Source organism: Streptococcus oralis (assembly GCF_001579525.1).
GTDB classification, from domain to species: Bacteria; Bacillota; Bacilli; order Lactobacillales; family Streptococcaceae; genus Streptococcus; species Streptococcus oralis_M.
On sequence record NZ_KQ970789.1, the window covers coordinates 248,514 to 265,732 of the forward strand.

16 protein-coding genes are annotated in these 17,219 nt (G+C 43.4%); 5 read left to right on the forward strand and 11 right to left on the reverse strand.

Annotation, left to right across the window (positions count from 1 at the left end; genetic code table 11):
* The first annotated feature begins 29 nt into the window (after positions 1-29).
* The 4 genes from SORDD25_RS04775 to SORDD25_RS04790 all read left to right on the forward strand — a co-directional run bounded on the left by SORDD25_RS04775 (position 30) and on the right by SORDD25_RS04790 (position 2,825).
* Positions 30-962, forward strand: coding sequence for a metal ABC transporter substrate-binding protein (locus tag SORDD25_RS04775; protein ID WP_061852821.1), 933 nt, complete (start codon positions 30-32; stop codon positions 960-962).
* A gap of 113 nt (positions 963-1,075) precedes the next feature.
* Positions 1,076-1,570 carry a thiol peroxidase gene (gene tpx / locus SORDD25_RS04780; protein ID WP_061852822.1) on the forward strand — a complete coding sequence of 165 codons (495 nt, stop codon included), beginning with the start codon at positions 1,076-1,078 and terminating at the stop codon, positions 1,568-1,570.
* A gap of 83 nt (positions 1,571-1,653) precedes the next feature.
* Complete coding sequence (locus tag SORDD25_RS04785; RefSeq protein ID WP_061852823.1) at positions 1,654-2,304, forward strand: metal-dependent transcriptional regulator; 651 nt, start codon at positions 1,654-1,656, stop codon at positions 2,302-2,304.
* A gap of 107 nt (positions 2,305-2,411) precedes the next feature.
* Positions 2,412-2,825, forward strand: a complete 414-nt coding sequence (locus tag SORDD25_RS04790; protein ID WP_061852824.1) for a hypothetical protein — start codon at positions 2,412-2,414, stop codon at positions 2,823-2,825.
* A gap of 30 nt (positions 2,826-2,855) precedes the next feature.
* Here the strand turns inward: SORDD25_RS04790 and dtd are convergent, their stop codons facing one another.
* Together dtd and SORDD25_RS04800 are read right to left on the reverse strand one after the other, a co-directional pair.
* Positions 2,856-3,299 carry a D-aminoacyl-tRNA deacylase gene (gene dtd, locus SORDD25_RS04795; RefSeq protein WP_061852825.1) on the reverse strand — a complete coding sequence of 148 codons (444 nt, stop codon included), beginning with the start codon at positions 3,297-3,299 and terminating at the stop codon, positions 2,856-2,858.
* Between the two features lie 29 nt (positions 3,300-3,328).
* Positions 3,329-5,545: a RelA/SpoT family protein gene (locus SORDD25_RS04800; protein WP_061852826.1), complete on the reverse strand. Its 2,217-nt coding sequence runs from the start codon at positions 5,543-5,545 to the stop codon at positions 3,329-3,331.
* Positions 5,546-5,837: 292 nt separating this feature from the next.
* Here SORDD25_RS04800 and SORDD25_RS04805 point away from each other — a divergent pair, with 292 nt between their 5' ends.
* Positions 5,838-8,213 carry a bifunctional 2',3'-cyclic-nucleotide 2'-phosphodiesterase/3'-nucleotidase gene (locus tag SORDD25_RS04805; protein ID WP_061852827.1) on the forward strand — a complete coding sequence of 792 codons (2,376 nt, stop codon included), beginning with the start codon at positions 5,838-5,840 and terminating at the stop codon, positions 8,211-8,213.
* A gap of 93 nt (positions 8,214-8,306) precedes the next feature.
* Here the strand turns inward: SORDD25_RS04805 and SORDD25_RS04810 are convergent, their stop codons facing one another.
* From SORDD25_RS04810 to pnp, 9 genes are all read right to left on the reverse strand, one after another.
* Complete coding sequence (locus SORDD25_RS04810) at positions 8,307-9,437, reverse strand: ABC transporter ATP-binding protein (RefSeq protein WP_000229944.1); 1,131 nt, start codon at positions 9,435-9,437, stop codon at positions 8,307-8,309.
* A 113-nt stretch (positions 9,438-9,550) separates the two neighbouring features.
* Positions 9,551-10,420: a helix-turn-helix domain-containing protein gene (locus SORDD25_RS04815; protein ID WP_061852828.1), complete on the reverse strand. Its 870-nt coding sequence runs from the start codon at positions 10,418-10,420 to the stop codon at positions 9,551-9,553.
* Between the two features lie 3 nt (positions 10,421-10,423).
* A complete protein-coding gene (locus SORDD25_RS04820; protein ID WP_061852829.1) occupies positions 10,424-10,810 on the reverse strand; it encodes a Mini-ribonuclease 3 in 387 nt (128 codons plus the stop codon).
* A complete protein-coding gene (gene cysS / locus SORDD25_RS04825) occupies positions 10,803-12,146 on the reverse strand; it encodes a cysteine--tRNA ligase (RefSeq protein ID WP_061852830.1) in 1,344 nt (447 codons plus the stop codon). Before cysS ends, SORDD25_RS04820 begins: the two co-directional genes overlap by 8 nt.
* Before the next feature lie 17 nt (positions 12,147-12,163).
* On the reverse strand, positions 12,164-12,685 hold the full coding sequence (locus SORDD25_RS04830; RefSeq protein ID WP_000301981.1) for a dihydrofolate reductase family protein: 522 nt from the start codon (positions 12,683-12,685) through the stop codon (positions 12,164-12,166).
* Between the two features lie 8 nt (positions 12,686-12,693).
* Positions 12,694-13,458, reverse strand: a complete 765-nt coding sequence (locus SORDD25_RS04835; RefSeq protein WP_061852831.1) for a nucleoside phosphorylase — start codon at positions 13,456-13,458, stop codon at positions 12,694-12,696.
* Between the two features lie 4 nt (positions 13,459-13,462).
* On the reverse strand, positions 13,463-14,329 hold the full coding sequence (locus SORDD25_RS04840) for a GNAT family N-acetyltransferase (protein WP_061852832.1): 867 nt from the start codon (positions 14,327-14,329) through the stop codon (positions 13,463-13,465).
* Positions 14,330-14,340: 11 nt separating this feature from the next.
* Positions 14,341-14,958 (reverse strand): serine O-acetyltransferase, encoded by a 618-nt coding sequence (cysE, locus tag SORDD25_RS04845; RefSeq protein ID WP_061852833.1) that lies wholly within the window; start codon positions 14,956-14,958, stop codon positions 14,341-14,343.
* 14 nt (positions 14,959-14,972) lie between these two features.
* Positions 14,973-17,186: a polyribonucleotide nucleotidyltransferase gene (gene pnp, locus SORDD25_RS04850; protein ID WP_061852834.1), complete on the reverse strand. Its 2,214-nt coding sequence runs from the start codon at positions 17,184-17,186 to the stop codon at positions 14,973-14,975.
* Positions 17,187-17,219: the final 33 nt, after the last annotated feature.

Genomic DNA, 17,219 nt, shown 5'->3' on the forward strand with positions numbered 1-17,219 from the left:
ATAAGGGGAAACCCTTCTGGAGGAATCTAATGAAAAAATTAGGTACATTGCTTGTTCTTTTTCTTGCTATCATTGGATTAGCTGCCTGTGCTAGTGGGAAAAAAGATACAGCATCTACAAACCAAAAACTAAAGGTTGTAGCGACTAACTCTATCATTGCTGATATTACTAAAAATATCGCTGGTGACAAGATTGATCTTCATAGTATCGTTCCTGTTGGTCAAGACCCACACGAGTACGAACCACTTCCTGAAGACGTAAAGAAAACTTCTGAGGCTGACCTCATTTTCTATAACGGTATCAACCTTGAAACAGGTGGCAATGCTTGGTTTACCAAATTGGTCGAAAATGCCAAGAAAACTGAAAACAAAGACTACTATGCAGTTAGCGACGGTGTAGACATCATCTACCTTGAAGGTCAAAACGAGAAAGGCAAAGAAGACCCACACGCTTGGCTCAACCTTGAAAATGGGATAATTTATGCTAAAAATATCGCTAAACAGTTGATTGCAAAAGACCCTAGCAACAAGGAATTCTACGAAAAAAATCTCAAAGAATATACTGAAAAGCTAGACAAACTGGACAAGGAAGCCAAAGAGAAATTTAACAATATCCCTGCTGAGAAAAAACTCATTGTAACCAGCGAAGGATGCTTCAAATACTTCTCTAAAGCTTACGGAGTTCCAAGTGCTTACATCTGGGAAATCAACACAGAAGAAGAAGGAACACCGGAACAAATCAAGACCTTGGTTGAAAAACTTCGCCAAACAAAAGTTCCATCCCTTTTTGTTGAATCAAGTGTCGATGACCGTCCAATGAAGACTGTTTCACAAGACACAAATATTCCAATTTACGCGCAAATCTTTACTGACTCAATCGCTGAAGAAGGTAAAGAAGGCGACAGCTACTACAGCATGATGAAATACAACCTTGACAAGATTGCTGAAGGTTTGTCAAAATAATCCATTAAAAACGTCATTCTCACCGAATTGGCGTTTTTTCAATTTCCGGTCAAATCATTGGAATAATCTGACAATTCTCGGTAAAATAAAAGAAAAAAGAATGGAGTAGTTTCATGACCACTTTTCTCGGAAATCCTGTAACCTTTACAGGTAAACAACTGCAAGTCGGAGACAAGGCACTTGACTTTTCTCTCACTACAACCGATCTCTCTAAAAAAACGCTAGCCGACTTTGATGGAAAGAAAAAAGTCTTGAGTGTTGTCCCTTCTATCGATACTGGTATCTGTTCAACGCAAACACGTCGATTCAACCAGGAACTTGCCAACCTTGACAACACCGTCGTTCTTACCGTTTCTATGGACCTACCATTTGCCCAAGGACGCTGGTGCGGGGCTGAAGGCCTCGACAATGCCATCATGCTTTCAGACTACTTTGACCATTCTTTCGGGCGCGATTATGCCCTCTTGATCAACGAATGGCATCTCCTTGCACGTGCCGTCTTTGTTCTCGATACTGACAATGTCATCCGTTATGTAGAATACGTTGACAATATCAACACGGAGCCAAACTTTGAAACTGCTATTGCTGCAGTTAAAGAACTAGACTAAAATCACAAGCATTATGACAGAAAGCTAGAGAAATCTAGCTTTTTTTGGTATACTAGATGGAGAGAATATACAAGAGGAAACGAATGACTCCAAATAAAGAAGATTATTTAAAATGTATTTATGAAATCGGTACGGACATGCAAAAAATCACCAACAAAGAAATTGCTGCCCGTATGCAGGTCTCTCCACCTGCTGTAACAGAGATGATCAAACGCATGAAAAGTGAAAATCTCATCCTCAAGGATAAGGAGAACGGCTATCTATTGACAGATATTGGCCTCAAACTGGTCTCTGAGCTCTATCGTAAACACCGTTTGATTGAAGTCTTTCTAGTTCACCATCTAGACTATACTAGCGATCAAATCCACGAAGAAGCGGAGGTCCTAGAGCACACTGTCTCTGACCTATTTGTAAAGAGACTGGATAAACTGCTTGGTTTCCCTCAAACCTGCCCCCACGGTGGAACCATACCAGCTGAGGGAGAACTCTTGGTTGAAATCAATAACCTACCACTAGCAGCCGTCCAGGAAGCTGGAACCTATCTCCTGACTCGGGTTCATGATAGCTTTGAACTACTCAAATATTTAGAAAAGCACGCAATTCATATCGGTGACCAAGTCCATGTCAAGCAGTTTGATACTTTTTCCAATAGCTTTACACTGGTCAACAAGGGTGAAGATCTCCAAGTTGGTATGGATATCGCCAAACAACTCTATGTCGAAAAAATCAATTAGCCCCTTATTCCTGAAAGAAGTTCCTTTCAGGGATTTTTTATTATGTTAGTTGCAACTCCCTTTCGTTTGGTGTAGAATGAAGTTAGATAAAAGAGGGAGGTCATCTTATGAAAAAGCTCTTTAGAATACACTTCGCAGCCATTGCAGTCTGCGATTTGCTACTATTAGCTTTTTCTATCACAAGACAAGAGACAGCTTTAGGCTGGCTCCTGCTCTCTGGTTTTATTTTCATCCTTGTTCAGGGACTATTGATATTTCGCTTGGTCAACCGACTCAAACATCATTTCGTTGAGATTTATCCTCAAATCAATAAAAAGTTTCGCTTCTACTATTTAGGGGTGCTCACCATTGATTTTCTATTATTTGTCCTTTTAGCCTTCGCTAGTTCTCAGCGATTTTCCTCTCTTATGCCAATCGTCACTGGTTGTCATTCTACTTTATATTATATGACGGCTGCCCACCTAAGAGAAAACTATTCAGACTTTTACAACAAACACATCTCCTTCTGGGAGTGTCTATAAACAAAAACCAAGCCAGCTGGCTTGGTTTTCTTATCTATTTTTAGTATCAAGAATAATGGTGACCGGTCCATCATTGACCAGCTCCACCTGCATATCCGCTCCAAAAATACCGGTCTGAACAGGGACTTCCTGAGCTAGCTTTTGGTTGAAAGCCTCATAGAAGGCAGTTGCCATATCCGGCTTGGCTGCACCTGTAAAAGCGGGACGATTGCCTTTCTTGGTATCTGCAAAGAGGGTAAACTGGGAAATAGAAAGGATTTCCCCCTTGATATCCTTGACAGACAGGTTCATCTTTCCTTCCGCATCTGAAAAAATTCGCATATTGACAAGCTTTCTCACAGCATAGTCCAAATCTTCCTCTTGGTCCTCTGGGCCAACACCTACCAGTAATAAGAGTCCCTGATTGATTTTCCCATGAACCTGACCTCCGATACTGACTTGGGCTTTCTTGACTCGTTGAATGATGATTTTCATAATAGCCTTTCTGGTAACTGAAGAGAGAATTAGCCGTTGGTCCGTTTGACAGAGTAGACCTCTGGCACACTCTTAATCTTGTCCACGACTGTGGTCAGTGTAGAGAGGTTGGAAATACCAAAGGAGACATGGATATTAGCAAATTTCATATCCTTGGTTGGTTGAGCATTAACGGTTGAGATATTCTTAGTTGTGTTGGAGAGAACTTGCAGAACATCATTTAAGAGCCCTGTACGGTTGAGACCATAGATATCGATGTGGGCAGTGTATTCCTTGCTTGAGAATTGATCTTCCCATTCCACATCAAGGAGACGTTGCTCGTAGTTTTCTTGGGCACGGAGATTCATACAGTCCACACGGTGAATAGCCACACCGCGTCCCTTAGTAATGTAACCGACAATGTCGTCACCCGGCACTGGATTGCAACACTTGGCAATCCGCACTAGGAGACCTGAAGCACCTTCAATGACCACACCACCCTCATGCTTGACCTTGAGGGTTTCTTTGTTTTCAACCTTAACTTCGCCACCTTTGACAAGCTCTTCTGCTTCCGCCTTGGCCTTGGCACGCTCTTCCTCGCGGCGTTCCTTTTCGGTCAAACGGTTAAAGACGGTAATAGCGCCAATTTCTCCAAAACCAATGGCTGCGTAGAGAGCCTCCTCTGTCTTGTAGCTGGTCTTTTGAAGAACCTCATCCATATGGCGCTTGTCCATGAATTTATTGGCTACATAGCCGTTTTCTTGGAACTGGGCCATCAACATCTCACGGCCCTTGTTAACGGATAATTCCTTGTCTTGATTTTTAAAGAACTGACGAATCTTGTTGCGCGCCTTGCTGGTCTTGACCATGTTGAGCCAGTCACGACTCGGACCAAAGGAGTTGGGATTGGTGATAATTTCAACCTGATCCCCTGTCTTGAGCTTGGTTGTCAGTGGAACCATACGGCCATTGACCTTGGCACCAGTCGCTTTTTCACCGACTTTGGTATGGATTTCATAGGCAAAGTCAATCGGTCCTGAATCTTTTGGAAGGGAGCGGACCGCACCATCTGGAGTAAAGACATAAATCTCCTCCGCCAGATAGTTTTCTTTAACAGAGTCCACAAATTCCTTGGCATCATCAGCCTGGTCTTGGAGCTCCATCATCTCCTTGATCCAGTTCATCCCAATAGCAGATTCCTTGCTGTTGACCTGCCCTTTAATGCCTTTCTTATAAGCCCAGTGAGCCGCTACCCCGTACTCAGCCACCTCGTGCATTTCTTTAGTACGAATCTGGAATTCAATCGGCCCTTTTGGTCCATAAACGGTCGTATGGATAGACTGGTAACCGTTGGCCTTGCAGTTGGCGATATAGTCTTTGAAGCGGCCTGGCATAGGTTTCCAAAGTTCATGCACATAACCCAGCATGGCGTAAACATCACTCTGGGTATCTAAGATACAGCGAATGGCAATCAGATCATAAATTTCCTCAAAGCGTTTCTTCTTATCCTGCATCTTGCGGTAGATCGAATAGATATGCTTAGGACGACCATAGATTTTCCCTTTGAGATTGCGTTCGGTAGCATAGTCCTCCAACTTGGTTACGACTTCGTCGACCAAAGCCTCACGTTCTCTGCGTTTTTCCTTCATCATGTGGGTGATCTTGTAAAACTCAGTCGGATTGAGGTAACGGAAAGATAGATCTTCCAACTCCCACTTGACACTGGAAATCCCTAGACGATGAGCAAGTGGTGCGTAAATTTCCATGGTTTCTCTGGAGATCCGTTCTTGCTTGTCCTTTCGAAGGTGTTTGAGAGTCCGCATATTGTGCAAACGGTCCGATAATTTAACCAAGATAACACGGATATCCTCAGACATGGCCATAAGCATCTTGCGGTGATTTTCAGCTAATTGTTCCTCGAGTGATTTGTACTCAACCTTACCAAGCTTGGTCACCCCATCAACGATAATCCGAACATCATGACCGAACTCTCTCTCCAGATCATCCAGTGTCGCATCTGTGTCCTCAACAACGTCATGCAAAAAACCACAGGCAACGGTTACGGCATCCAGCTTGAGCTTAGCCAGAATTCCTGCTACCTGAATGGGATGGATAATATAGGGCTCACCTGATTTCCGAAACTGCCCACTATGACAGTCAACTGCGTAAATCAATGCTTTTTGTACAAAAGCAACGTCTTCCTTTGTTAAATATTCTTTCGTTAAAGCGACTACCTGATCGCCCGTCAAATTCACTTCTTTCGGCATCTATACTCTCCAATTCTTCCTACCATTTTATCACTTTTTTAAGGATATGAAAACTAGAAAAGCTCTGCAGTTCTATAATTTACTCCATTCCTTACAAGGATCTCAAAAAGAACAATAAACTTTAAACGATTTTATTATTTCTATTTACTTTTATAATTAATGAGTGGATTTTATAAACAAACTAGCTATTTCTTATCATTTTAAACAAATTTTATAAAAACATTCGTATTTAACTTGATTGATTGGCTTCCATCCTGTATAATAGAGTGAAACTATTTTTGAGGAGATTTTTATGTCATCATTTCGTAAACAAGCAGCCCTTTTAGGTCTGACTGCAGCTGTATTTGCAGCTTCTACTGCACAAGCAGATGAAAAAGTTACAAATCTAGATACTAGCACAACACCTACACCAGTAGCAAACCAATCAGGAAAAACTGTTGCAGCTACTGGAAATGAAAAGGCAACGGCATCTGAAAAAACGGACCTCCCTGCTAAACAAGATGAAAATGCTACTCCAGTAGCAAGCACTGAAGCAACCCCTTCTAAAGAAGGAAGCCTTGCAGATGACAAAGCCCTTCAACCAACAGAAGGACAGGAAGTCGATGTCCGCATCCTTGCAACAACTGACCTTCACACCAATTTAGTTAACTATGATTATTACCAAGACAAACCCGCTGAGAACGTTGGACTAGCAAAGACAGCTGTTCTCATCGAGGAAGCTAAAAAAGAAAATAGCAATACACTTCTTGTAGATAATGGAGACACCATCCAAGGAACGCCACTTGGAACTTACAAGGCCATCGTTAACCCAGTCAAAGAAGGGGAACAGCACCCTATGTATGCAGCCCTCCAAAAGCTCGGTTTTGAAGCTGGTACACTTGGAAACCATGAGTTTAACTATGGTTTAGACTACCTTAAACGTGTCATTGATACAGCTGGAATGCCAATTGTCAACGCCAATGTTGTAGATCCTAAAACGGGCGCTTATGTCTATGACCCCTATAAAATCATCAGCAAAACCTTTGTTGATAAAACTGGTCGCAAAACGACCATCAAAATTGGGGTGACTGGAATTGTTCCCCCTCAAATTCTCAGCTGGGATAAGGCCAACCTCGAAGGAAAGATTCAGGTCAATGACTCTGTAGAAGCTATTCAAAAGATTATCCCTGAAATGCGCAAAGCAGGTGCAGACATCACTCTTGTACTCTCTCACTCAGGCATCGGAGATGATAAGTACGAAAAAGGGGAAGAAAACGAAGGCTATCAAATTGCAAGCCTACCTGGTGTGGATGCAGTCGTAACAGGGCATTCTCACGCTGAATTTCCAAGTGGAAATGGCACTGGTTTTTATGAAAAATATGCTGGTGTTGATGGCGTAAATGGTAAGATTAATGGTACTCCTGTAACCATGGCTGGAAAATATGGGGATCACCTCGGCATTATCGACCTCAACCTTATCTACAAAAACGGAAAATGGACTGTTGCCAACAGCAAAGGCTCTATTCGTAAGATTCACACCAAGTCCAAAGACGCTGATGAACGAATCAAAGAAATTGCCAAAACAGCCCACGAAGGAACCATCCAATACGTTCGCCAACAAGTCGGAACAACAACTGCACCAATCACAAGTTATTTTGCCCTTGTCAAGGATGATCCATCTGTTCAAATCGTCAATAACGCACAAATCTGGTATGCTAAGAAAGAACTAGCAGGAACTCCTGAAGGAGATCTTCCTATTCTCTCGGCTGCTGCACCATTTAAGGCGGGAACCCGTGGAGATGCTACTGCCTATACAGATATTCCAGCTGGCCCAATCGCCATCAAAAACGTAGCCGATCTCTACCTCTACGACAATGTCACAGCCATCCTAAAAGTCACTGGAGCTCAACTCAAAGAATGGTTGGAAATGTCTGCTGGTCAGTTCAACACGATTGATCCAACTAAAAAAGAAGCGCAACAGCTCATCAATCCAAGCTACCGCACTTATAACTTTGATGTGATTGACGGTGTAACCTATGAGTACGACGTCACCCAACCAAATAAATACGACCGCGAAGGTAAGTTGATCCACCCAGATGCTAGTCGTGTCCGCAATCTAAAATACCAAGGAAACGATGCCCGTCCAGATCAGGAATTCATCGTGGTAACTAACAATTATCGCGCAAATGGTAAATTCCCTGGTGTTCGTGATGCTAGCCTCAATCGTCTCCTCGGACTTGAAAATCGCCAGGTTATCATCAACTATATCCTCGATGTAAAAAATATCAATCCAAGTGCAGATAAAAACTGGCACTTCACAAACAGCATAAAAGGGTTGGATGTTCGTTTCTTGACAGCTGATAAGGCCAAAGACTTAGTCGGCACAGATGGTGACATTCATTATCTAGCAAGCTCTGACCAAGAAGGTTTCGGCGAATACCGCCTTCTCTATGTAGAGCCTAAGGCTGAACCTGCAGAAACAAATCACCACGAAGTCCAAGATACGCAGGGACAAAATCAAGGCGATGCGATCACTCTTTCAAACGGTGGTCAAACTATTATTTTACCAAGCACTCATAATCCAGTAGCTACTACCCTACCAAATACAGGTGAGAAAACGTCTATCCTAACCTTCCTAGGTGTCATTCTAGCAGGGCTTGGACTTTCTCTCAAGAAAAAGGAAGAATAACATAATAGAAGCAAGGCGAGACTCGTCCTGCTTCTTTTTAACCACCAAAAACACTGCCAGATTTCTCTAGCAGTGTTTTGACATTTCATTTGCTTAGTAGACTGTTTTTTCAGTTTCTACATCGAAGAAGTGTGCTTTGTTCAAGTCAAATCCAAGTTCAACTGTCGCACCTGTTTGCAAGTAGTCACGAGCATCCACTTTTGCAACAAATTCGTCTTTACCAACTTGGCAGTAAAGGTGAGATTCTGAACCAAGCAATTCTGATACGGAGATCGTAGCTTTGACAACTGATTCTGGGAATGTTTCAAGGAAAGCAGGTTCTGCATTCACATCTTCTGGACGGATACCGAAGATCAATTCTTTTCCTTCGTAGCCTTTGTCACGAAGAACTTTCAAAGCACCTTCTGGAACTTTCAAGCGGAAACCGTCAGAAACAATTTCGCTACCAACCAATTTCACATTGATGAAGTTCATAGCTGGGCTTCCGATAAATCCTGCTACAAATTTGTTAACTGGGTTTTTGTAAACTTCTTGAGGGGTACCGATTTGTTCTACACGTCCGATAGTACCTGTACCAGCAGGGTTCTTAGTAGCTGACATAATAACGATACGGTCTGCCAATGTCATCGCTTCTGTTTGGTCGTGGGTTACGTAGATAGTTGTAGCTCCGATACGACGGTGGATTTTCGCAATTTCAGCACGCATTGATACACGAAGTTTGGCATCCAAGTTTGACAAAGGTTCGTCCATCAAGAACACTTTTGCATCACGGACGATGGCACGACCCATGGCAACACGTTGACGTTGACCACCAGAAAGGTCAGCAGGTTTACGATCCAAGAACTCTTTCAAGCCAAGGATTGCTGCCGCTTCTTGCACACGTTTGTCGATGTCTTCTTTGCTGTATTTACGCAATTTCAAACCGAAAGCCATGTTGTCATATACAGTCATGTGTGGGTAAAGAGCGTAGTTTTGGAATACCATGGCAATGTCACGGTCTTTTGGAGCTACGTCGTTGACAACCACGCCATCGATAGATGCAGTACCTTCTGTAATGTCTTCAAGACCAGCGATCATACGAAGAGTTGTTGATTTACCACATCCTGAAGGACCTACGAAAACGATAAATTCCTTGTCTTTGATGTCCAAGTTGAAGTCTTCAACTGAGTAGTGTTCGCTGTTTGGATATTTTTTGTAAATATTTTTAAGATTTAATTCTACCATCGAGGTGAACTCCTTTTGTCTTTTGATAGTTATATTATAAATGAAAACGTTTTACATTTCTACGGCAAGGTGACCAAAAAAATAAAAAAGTTCTGTGCAACTTGCACAAAACTTTAGAGAATATCTGGTAAAATCAACTGATAGCACAAGGTGAGATCCGTCAACTCCTTCAACTGAAGCCCTGTTAATTCTTCCCATTTATCAATCTTGTATTGAAGAGAATTGCGATGCAGATAGAGTTGCTGGGCAGTTTTAGTTAAGACAGCACTGTTTTCCCAGAGAGAAAGGATAATTTCCTGAATCTGATCCTGATCCAAAATCATCTGATGCAGGCATTCTTTAATGACTCTCAGTTCCACAAGTCTTTCCCCCATACTCCATAGATAGAGCTGTGAAAAGGTGTGAACACCTTGATAACCTTGGCGCCACCAAGTCTTAAACAAATCTCGCTCTGCTTTGATTAAGTCTGATAGGGCTTGATGTCCTGTCTGAGACCACACCTGGCCTAACATGATAGAGAGACGAAGTCCAAAATCGTACTCAACTGCTTCAATCGTATCACTTAAAATAGCTCTTACAGAAGTGTACTTATCTTGTTGAAGCACAAATACATAATCCTGAGCACCGACCTGCAATACTGTCTGGCAGTTGGGAAAAAGAGTCCGCATCATATCCAGCCAAGAGGCTAGATTTTCCTGTTGGTAATAAGACAGATGGAAATAAACCAATTGAATCTTTTTGAAAGCTTGCGGTGCCTGCCCCTTCCCCTCAATCAGATAGAGATACCAAGGATTGAGCGAACGAGCCTGATCTTGCTGGGTCAAAAGGGCAACCAGCTGCTTTTCACGCTCGCTGAGCCCAGCTTCCTCCAGCAAAATCCACTGCTGAGAAGCTAAAGGGAGAGTAAGATAGCCTGGTTTCTCTACTGGCTGATCTGAAATCTGAGCTTCAGGAAACCAGTCTTGTAATTCCTTTGCAATCATATTCTAGCCCTCCACTTTTTGGATGCACCAAGAAATCAAGCTCTCAAGACGCTTCACATTTTCAGTCAGATGGAGATAGCCCATCACTGCTTCAAATCCTGTAGACATGCGGTAAGTCACCACATCTGCATTTTTAGCCTTTGTGTGGCTATTGGTATTGCGACCACGTTTGTAGATTTCTTCTTCTTTTTCCGTCAGGACTTGCTCCTCCAACATGAGGGAAATCAAGCGAGCCTGAGCCTTGGCTGACACATACTTAGTCGCCTCTTGGTGGAGTTTGTTGGGTTTGGTCATGCCTTTAAGGATGAGATGGCGACGGATATACATGGAGTAAACTGCATCTCCCTCAAAAGCTAGCGCAATCCCGTTAATGAGATTGACATCAATCACGAGTCCACCTCACTCCATCCTTGGTATCAAGGAGCTTAATTCCTTGAGTCGCTAATTGGTCACGGATTTGGTCTGCTGTCGCAAAGTCACGATTAGCACGCGCTTCTTGGCGCTTTTGGATCAAGGCTTCAATGTCTGCATCCAAAACTTCCTCGACAAAGACAATACCAAAGACCTCCAACATAGCCGCAAGAGCTTCCTTAACACTTGCATCATAGTTTCCTGAGTTAATCCATTTGGCCATTTCAAATACAACTGTGATACCATTGGCAGCGTTGAAGTCCTCATCCATAGCCACTACAAACTTATCTTTAAAAGCCTGTAACTCTTGAGCATCTACAGTTCCAGAAAAAGGTTGCTCGTAAGTGTTCTTTAGATACTTGAGATTGGTCTCGGCATCCCGCACTGCTTTTTCGGTAAAGTTGATAGGCTTACGGTAATGCTGAGTCGCAAAGAAGAAACGCAACACTTGCCCATCAAGAGTTTTAAGGGCATCGTGTACGGTTATAAAGTTGCCCAAGGATTTAGACATCTTAACATTGTCGATATTGACAAAGCCATTATGCATCCAGTAGTTGGCGAAAGTCTTACCTGTTTTGGCTTCAGACTGGGCAATTTCATTGGTATGATGCGGAAACTCCAGATCGGCTCCACCACCGTGGATATCAATGGTATCGCCCAAAATCTCTGTTGACATGACCGAACACTCGATATGCCAACCCGGACGACCAGGTCCCCAAGGACTGTCCCAAGAAATCTCGCCTGGTTTTGCAGCTTTCCAAAGGGCAAAGTCTACAGGATTTTCCTTGCGAGCCGTTTCTTCATCGGTACGACCTGAAGCACCCAGCTCCAAATCTTCCAAGGTTTTATTGGCTAACTTAGCATAGTTGTGAGATTTTTCTACGCGGAAGTAAACATCTCCTTGACTCTCGTAGGCAAAGCCTTTTTCAATCAAGTCAGCGACAAAACGAATGATGTCCGCCATAAACTCCACTACACGCGGATGGCGAGTCGCAGATTTCACGCCCAAGGCCGTCACATCCTCACGAAAGGCAGCGATGTACTTGTCCGCAACCTCCTGAGGCGTGATGCCTTCTTCCTTGGCACGGTTGATAATCTTATCATCCACATCCGTAAAATTGGAAATATAGGCAACTTCGTAGCCACGGTATTCAAAATAACGACGAATGGTATCAAAAGCCACCGTCGAACGGGCATTCCCCACGTGGATATAGTTGTAGACCGTAGGCCCACAGACATACATCTTAACCTTGCCGTCCTCAATAGGTATAAATTCTCGCAAATCACGAGACATGGTGTCATAAATTTTAATCATGCGGTCCACTCCCTTCTCTATTTCTGACTTTTTCGGCTGAAAACCAGCTCTGCAAATGGGCCAAATTGTCTGAGGCTATCCAGTTGGTAAAAGCGCTGCCCTTCCTCTTGGGTAAAGAGGGGAACCCCCTTTCCTAGGATAAGGGGTGCTATCTGAATAATGAGGTGGTCGAAAAGATCCGCATCCAAGAGCGGTCCTACCAAGGAATTACCACCAATCACAAAGACATTTTTGCCTTTGTCAATCTGGCGAACAAAGTCCACCACATCCCCAGCTACTGGCTGGTAATTGCTGACAGGCAGGTGCCTATCATGCGTAAAGACATAGTTTTCCGTAGCTTGATAAAAACTTTCTACATCTTGCAAATCTTGGATTTCCTCAAAGGTCCGCTTGCCCATGATGGTGATATCCATTTGCCTGTAAAAGTCATCATAGCCTGTATCCTCTACAGAACCAAGCTGATGCAGCCAGTCTATCCTGTGCTGGCTGTCTGCCAAGTAGCCATCCATGGTGATACAGCCGTAAAAATATACTGCCATTCTTGTAGTTACCTTTCTAGTTCCTTTGCTATTGTCAAAGCAATAGTGAAAAAAGTCATGGCATCAGCTGTCCGCTCTTCATGGCGGGCATCCCAGGTTCGGTTATGATGATCCACATAGTCAGCTGTGTAGAAGAACTGATAGACTTTACTCTTGCGAAATTGACTCCAAGCCATGATAGCTGAAGCTTCCATGTCCACCACTTTGGCTCCAGCAGCCAAGCGACGCTTGACCTTATCAGGCGTTTCTCGATAAAAGGCATCAGTCGTCCAAGACTTGGTGCGGATATGCTCGATGCAGGATTTGTTCAAAGCTTCTTCCATAGTTAAGAGCAAAGTTTCATCATAAGCTATCTCATCACTTGGAGGAGCGTAATGGTAACTTGTACCTTCATCACGTAGAGCTGAACTTGGTAGGATAATCTTATCTGCCTGAATAGACTGATCTAGAACTCCGCAAGAACCCAAAACAATAAAGTTCTTAAATCCTCTTGCTTTGAGTTCTTCTAAGAGTCCAACAACCATCGGAGCTCCAATCGTAGCTATAGCAACGGCTACCTTACTCCCATCTTTTTCATAGATATACCATGGAAGTTTGCCATTTAGATTGGTTAAATATCCACCTTCGTAAACATTTTCAAACTGCTTTACTCGTTCAACGATTTCTCCATTAAAAGATAAAATAATCGTGTCACAAATTTCTCCACCACCACGAATACTTCGATCAGTTGGTTCGATAACCGCAGGTACATTTTCGAATTCTTCTAATAGCATTTTTCTACTCTTTCTCATTCAGATAAACTACCTGTGTCTGTTTGACAAAGCCGATTTTTTCATACAAGCGCTTGGCACCTACGTTGCTATCTTCCACGGCAATCTGAAATTCCTTATCATTTTGCTCAATTAGTTGGTTGACAAGGGATTTTGCTAAATAGCTTCCATAGCCTTTTCCACGTTCAGGTTCCGATATTGCTAAACCGTAGAAGTAATTCGTATCGCTCGATAAATCAATCGTGCAAGTTCCAATGACCTGATCGTTTTTTAACAAAATATATAAGCGACTTTCTGGATCCTTCAGAGCTTCAGCGACATATCTATCCACAACTTCTCTCGATTCATGTTCCTCTGAAAATGCCTGAAATTTTAACTGACTAATTTGATCTTGATACGAACTATCTGCTAACAAAACTTCAAGATTGGAAAGCTTTTCTAACGGATAAGGCCTTCTATCCTTACCTAACCAGGTTTCTGTATCCTCGTCCTCGACCAATCCCCAGTTGCTGACAAAATCAGGATAACGGTCTAGAAAAATACGTTCTGTCTGAAAAGTGACTGAACGAATAGGGAAAGAAGCCGTTTCTTTCTCAAAACTAGTAAACAATGCACGCGCAATCCCCTGACGGCGATGATCTGGATGAACCAGTATCGTCACTTCCACATCTTGGTCATCTGCATAGACAGTTAATAAACCAACAAGTTCGCCTTTTTCATAATAAAGGAAAAAGGCGGGCATGTTTGGGTCAAAATTAAGCATGTTAGAAAGATAGGGATCACGATAGGTACCGTCATAGGCTTGGCAACAGTTAATGAGTTTTTTCGCCTCAGATAACTCCTCTTGGCTTAACTTGTTTCTTGCTTGAATCATATAGGTAACCTCTACAACCCCGACGATCTGTGGCTGGCTTCTCTAGCCTGCTCTAGTTTATTGACATAGTACTCCCGTTTTTCTTCGACTTCGTGAATGGTTGGCTCGTCTTTCTCACCATGAACACGGACAATCTTGGCCGGAATACCGACAACCGTCACATCACTAGGAACATCTGCCACAACAACCGCGGCTGCTCCCACCTTAGCATTTTCGCCGATTTCTACCGGTCCGATAACTTGAGCATGAGCAGATATAAGCGCTCCTTTGCGAACGGTAGGATGGCGTTTGCCAACATCCTTACCAGTCCCACCAAGAGTCACTCCATGATAGAGCAGAACGCCTTTTTCAACAATCGCCGTCTCTCCAATCACCAGACCTGAACCGTGGTCGATAAAGACACCTGAGTCAATCTGGGCACCCGGATGAATCTCAATCTGAGTCCAAAAGCGCCAAAACTGGCTGTGCATACGAGCCAGGAGTTTGAAGCCATGCTTCCATAGAAAATGCGAGAGACGGTGGGCAGCTAAGGCCTTAACACCTGGATAGGTCAGCAAGACTTCCAAGGTAGTGCGAGCCGCTGGATCATTTTCTTTTACGATAGCAATGGTTTCGCGCCACCATCCCATACATTTCTCCTTTCTTATTCTGAATCTTTTGGTTTGTGTGTAAATTCTTTCTTAGGTTTGTAATCCTTGTGATGACGTGGACGGTGAGGACGTTCAGACTTTTCACCTTTTTCGTCACGCTCTGGTTTTGGTGGACGAGGAAGAAGAGCCTTCATAGAAGCATCAACACGTCCTTTTTCATCAATCTTGATAACTTTGACATCGACTTCGTCTCCAATAGCCACCAAGTCTTCGACATTATTGGTACGCGTCCAAGCCATTTCCGAAATGTGAACGAGGGCATCTGTCTTGTCAAAGAGGTTGACAAAGGCACCGAATTTCTCGATACGAACAACCTTGGCATGGTAAACTTCATCCACTTTGGCTTCACGAACCAATCCAGCAATGATTTCTTTGGCACGGTTAATAGCATCTTGATCGCTCGAGTAGATAGAAACATTTCCTTCTTCATCGATATCAATCTTAACGCCTGTTTCAGCAATGATCTTATCGATGGTTTCTCCACCCTTACCGATGACAATCTTAATCTTGTCCACATCAATTTTGATGGTATCAATTTTCGGAGCAGTTGGAGCCAATTCTGGACGAACTTCTGGAATAGTTGCTTCAATCACATCAAGGATTTCAAAACGCGCTTTTTTGGCTTGAGTAAGAGCCTCAGTCAAGATTTCTGCAGTAATCCCTTGGATCTTGATATCCATCTGAAGGGCTGTAATCCCGTCACGAGTACCTGCAACCTTAAAGTCCATATCTCCAAAGTGGTCTTCCAATCCTTGGATATCTGTCAATACTGTATAGTTATTTCCATCTGAGATGAGACCCATGGCAATACCAGCTACTGGTGCCTTGATTGGCACACCACCAGCCATAAGGGCAAGCGTTCCCGCACAGATAGATGCTTGAGAAGATGAACCGTTTGATTCCAAGACCTCTGCTACCAAGCGGATCGCATATGGGAATTCTTCCAAGCTTGGCAATACTTGAGCAAGAGCACGCTCACCGAGAGCACCGTGACCGATTTCACGACGACCTGGTGCACCATAACGACCTGTTTCCCCTACAGAGTATTGAGGGAAGTTATAGTGGTGCATAAATCGTTTCTTGTACTCTGGGTCCAAACCATCGATGATTTGCGTTTCTCCCATCGGAGCCAAGGTCAAAACTGAAAGAGCCTGAGTTTGTCCACGAGTAAAGAGACCGGAACCATGTACACGAGGAAGATAGTCAACCTGCGCATCCAAAGGACGGATTTCATCGACCTTACGTCCGTCAGGACGCACCTTGTCTTCTGTGATCAAACGGCGCACTTCAGCATGTTCCATTTGTTCCAAGATTTCAGCCACATCACGCATGATACGGTCAAATTCTTCGTGGTCTGCATATTTTTCTTCATACACTGCAGTCACTTGGTCTTTAACCGCTTGGGTTGCAGCTTCACGGGCCAATTTTTCTTCTACTTGAACCGCTTTTTGAAGGTCGCTGTTGTAGGCTGCGATGATTTCAGCCTGTAATTCAGCGTCCACATGAAGCAATTCTACTTCTGCTTTTTCCTTACCGACCGCAGCAACGATTTCTTCTTGGAAGGCAATCAATTCTTTGACTGCTTCATGCCCTTTGAGAAGGGCTTCCAACATGATTTCTTCTGACAATTCTTTGGCACCAGACTCAACCATGTTGATTGCATGTTTAGTTCCTGCAACTGTCAATTCAAGAAGAGATTGCTCTGCTTGTTCTTGACTAGGGTTGATGATGATTTGGCCGTCGACATAGCCCACTTGTACCCCAGCGATTGGTCCGTCAAACGGAATGTCTGAGATAAAAAGTGCCAAGGATGAGCCAAACATAGCCGCCATTGGAGCAGAGGCATTTTCATCGTAAGAAAGGACCGTGTTGATTACTTGCACTTCATTACGGAAACCTTCCGCAAACATAGGGCGGATTGGACGGTCAATCAAACGCGCTGTCAAAGTCGCATCTGTTGAAGGACGTCCTTCACGTTTCATAAAGCCACCAGGAAACTTCCCAGCCGCATACATTTTTTCTTCATAGTTGACTTGAAGTGGGAAGAAATCCCCAGTTGCCATTTTCTTAGACATAACGGCCGCAGTCAAGACAGTTGACTCACCGTAACGCACAACAACAGAGCCATTTGCTTGCTTAGCAACCTGACCAGTCTCTACAATTAACTCACGACCCGCAAAAGTCGTTTGAAACACTTGTTTTGTCATTTTAATCCCCTTTGGATTGATGAAATTATACGC

What these genes read in the sequence shown, in the direction of transcription:
- SORDD25_RS04775 (WP_061852821.1), top strand. Translation starts at nt 30, where the DNA reads ATGAAAAAATTAGGTACATTGCTTGTTCTTTTTCTTGCTATCATTGGA.
- tpx (WP_061852822.1), top strand. Translation starts at nt 1,076, where the DNA reads ATGACCACTTTTCTCGGAAATCCTGTAACCTTTACAGGTAAACAACTG.
- SORDD25_RS04785 (WP_061852823.1), top strand. Translation starts at nt 1,654, where the DNA reads ATGACTCCAAATAAAGAAGATTATTTAAAATGTATTTATGAAATCGGT.
- SORDD25_RS04790 (WP_061852824.1), top strand. Translation starts at nt 2,412, where the DNA reads ATGAAAAAGCTCTTTAGAATACACTTCGCAGCCATTGCAGTCTGCGAT.
- dtd (WP_061852825.1), bottom strand. Translation starts at nt 3,299, where the DNA reads ATGAAAATCATCATTCAACGAGTCAAGAAAGCCCAAGTCAGTATCGGA.
- SORDD25_RS04800 (WP_061852826.1), bottom strand. Translation starts at nt 5,545, where the DNA reads ATGCCGAAAGAAGTGAATTTGACGGGCGATCAGGTAGTCGCTTTAACG.
- SORDD25_RS04805 (WP_061852827.1), top strand. Translation starts at nt 5,838, where the DNA reads ATGTCATCATTTCGTAAACAAGCAGCCCTTTTAGGTCTGACTGCAGCT.
- SORDD25_RS04810 (WP_000229944.1), bottom strand. Translation starts at nt 9,437, where the DNA reads ATGGTAGAATTAAATCTTAAAAATATTTACAAAAAATATCCAAACAGC.
- SORDD25_RS04815 (WP_061852828.1), bottom strand. Translation starts at nt 10,420, where the DNA reads ATGATTGCAAAGGAATTACAAGACTGGTTTCCTGAAGCTCAGATTTCA.
- cysS (WP_061852830.1), bottom strand. Translation starts at nt 12,146, where the DNA reads ATGATTAAAATTTATGACACCATGTCTCGTGATTTGCGAGAATTTATA.
- SORDD25_RS04830 (WP_000301981.1), bottom strand. Translation starts at nt 12,685, where the DNA reads ATGGCAGTATATTTTTACGGCTGTATCACCATGGATGGCTACTTGGCA.
- SORDD25_RS04835 (WP_061852831.1), bottom strand. Translation starts at nt 13,458, where the DNA reads ATGCTATTAGAAGAATTCGAAAATGTACCTGCGGTTATCGAACCAACT.
- SORDD25_RS04840 (WP_061852832.1), bottom strand. Translation starts at nt 14,329, where the DNA reads ATGATTCAAGCAAGAAACAAGTTAAGCCAAGAGGAGTTATCTGAGGCG.
- cysE (WP_061852833.1), bottom strand. Translation starts at nt 14,958, where the DNA reads ATGGGATGGTGGCGCGAAACCATTGCTATCGTAAAAGAAAATGATCCA.
- pnp (WP_061852834.1), bottom strand. Translation starts at nt 17,186, where the DNA reads ATGACAAAACAAGTGTTTCAAACGACTTTTGCGGGTCGTGAGTTAATT.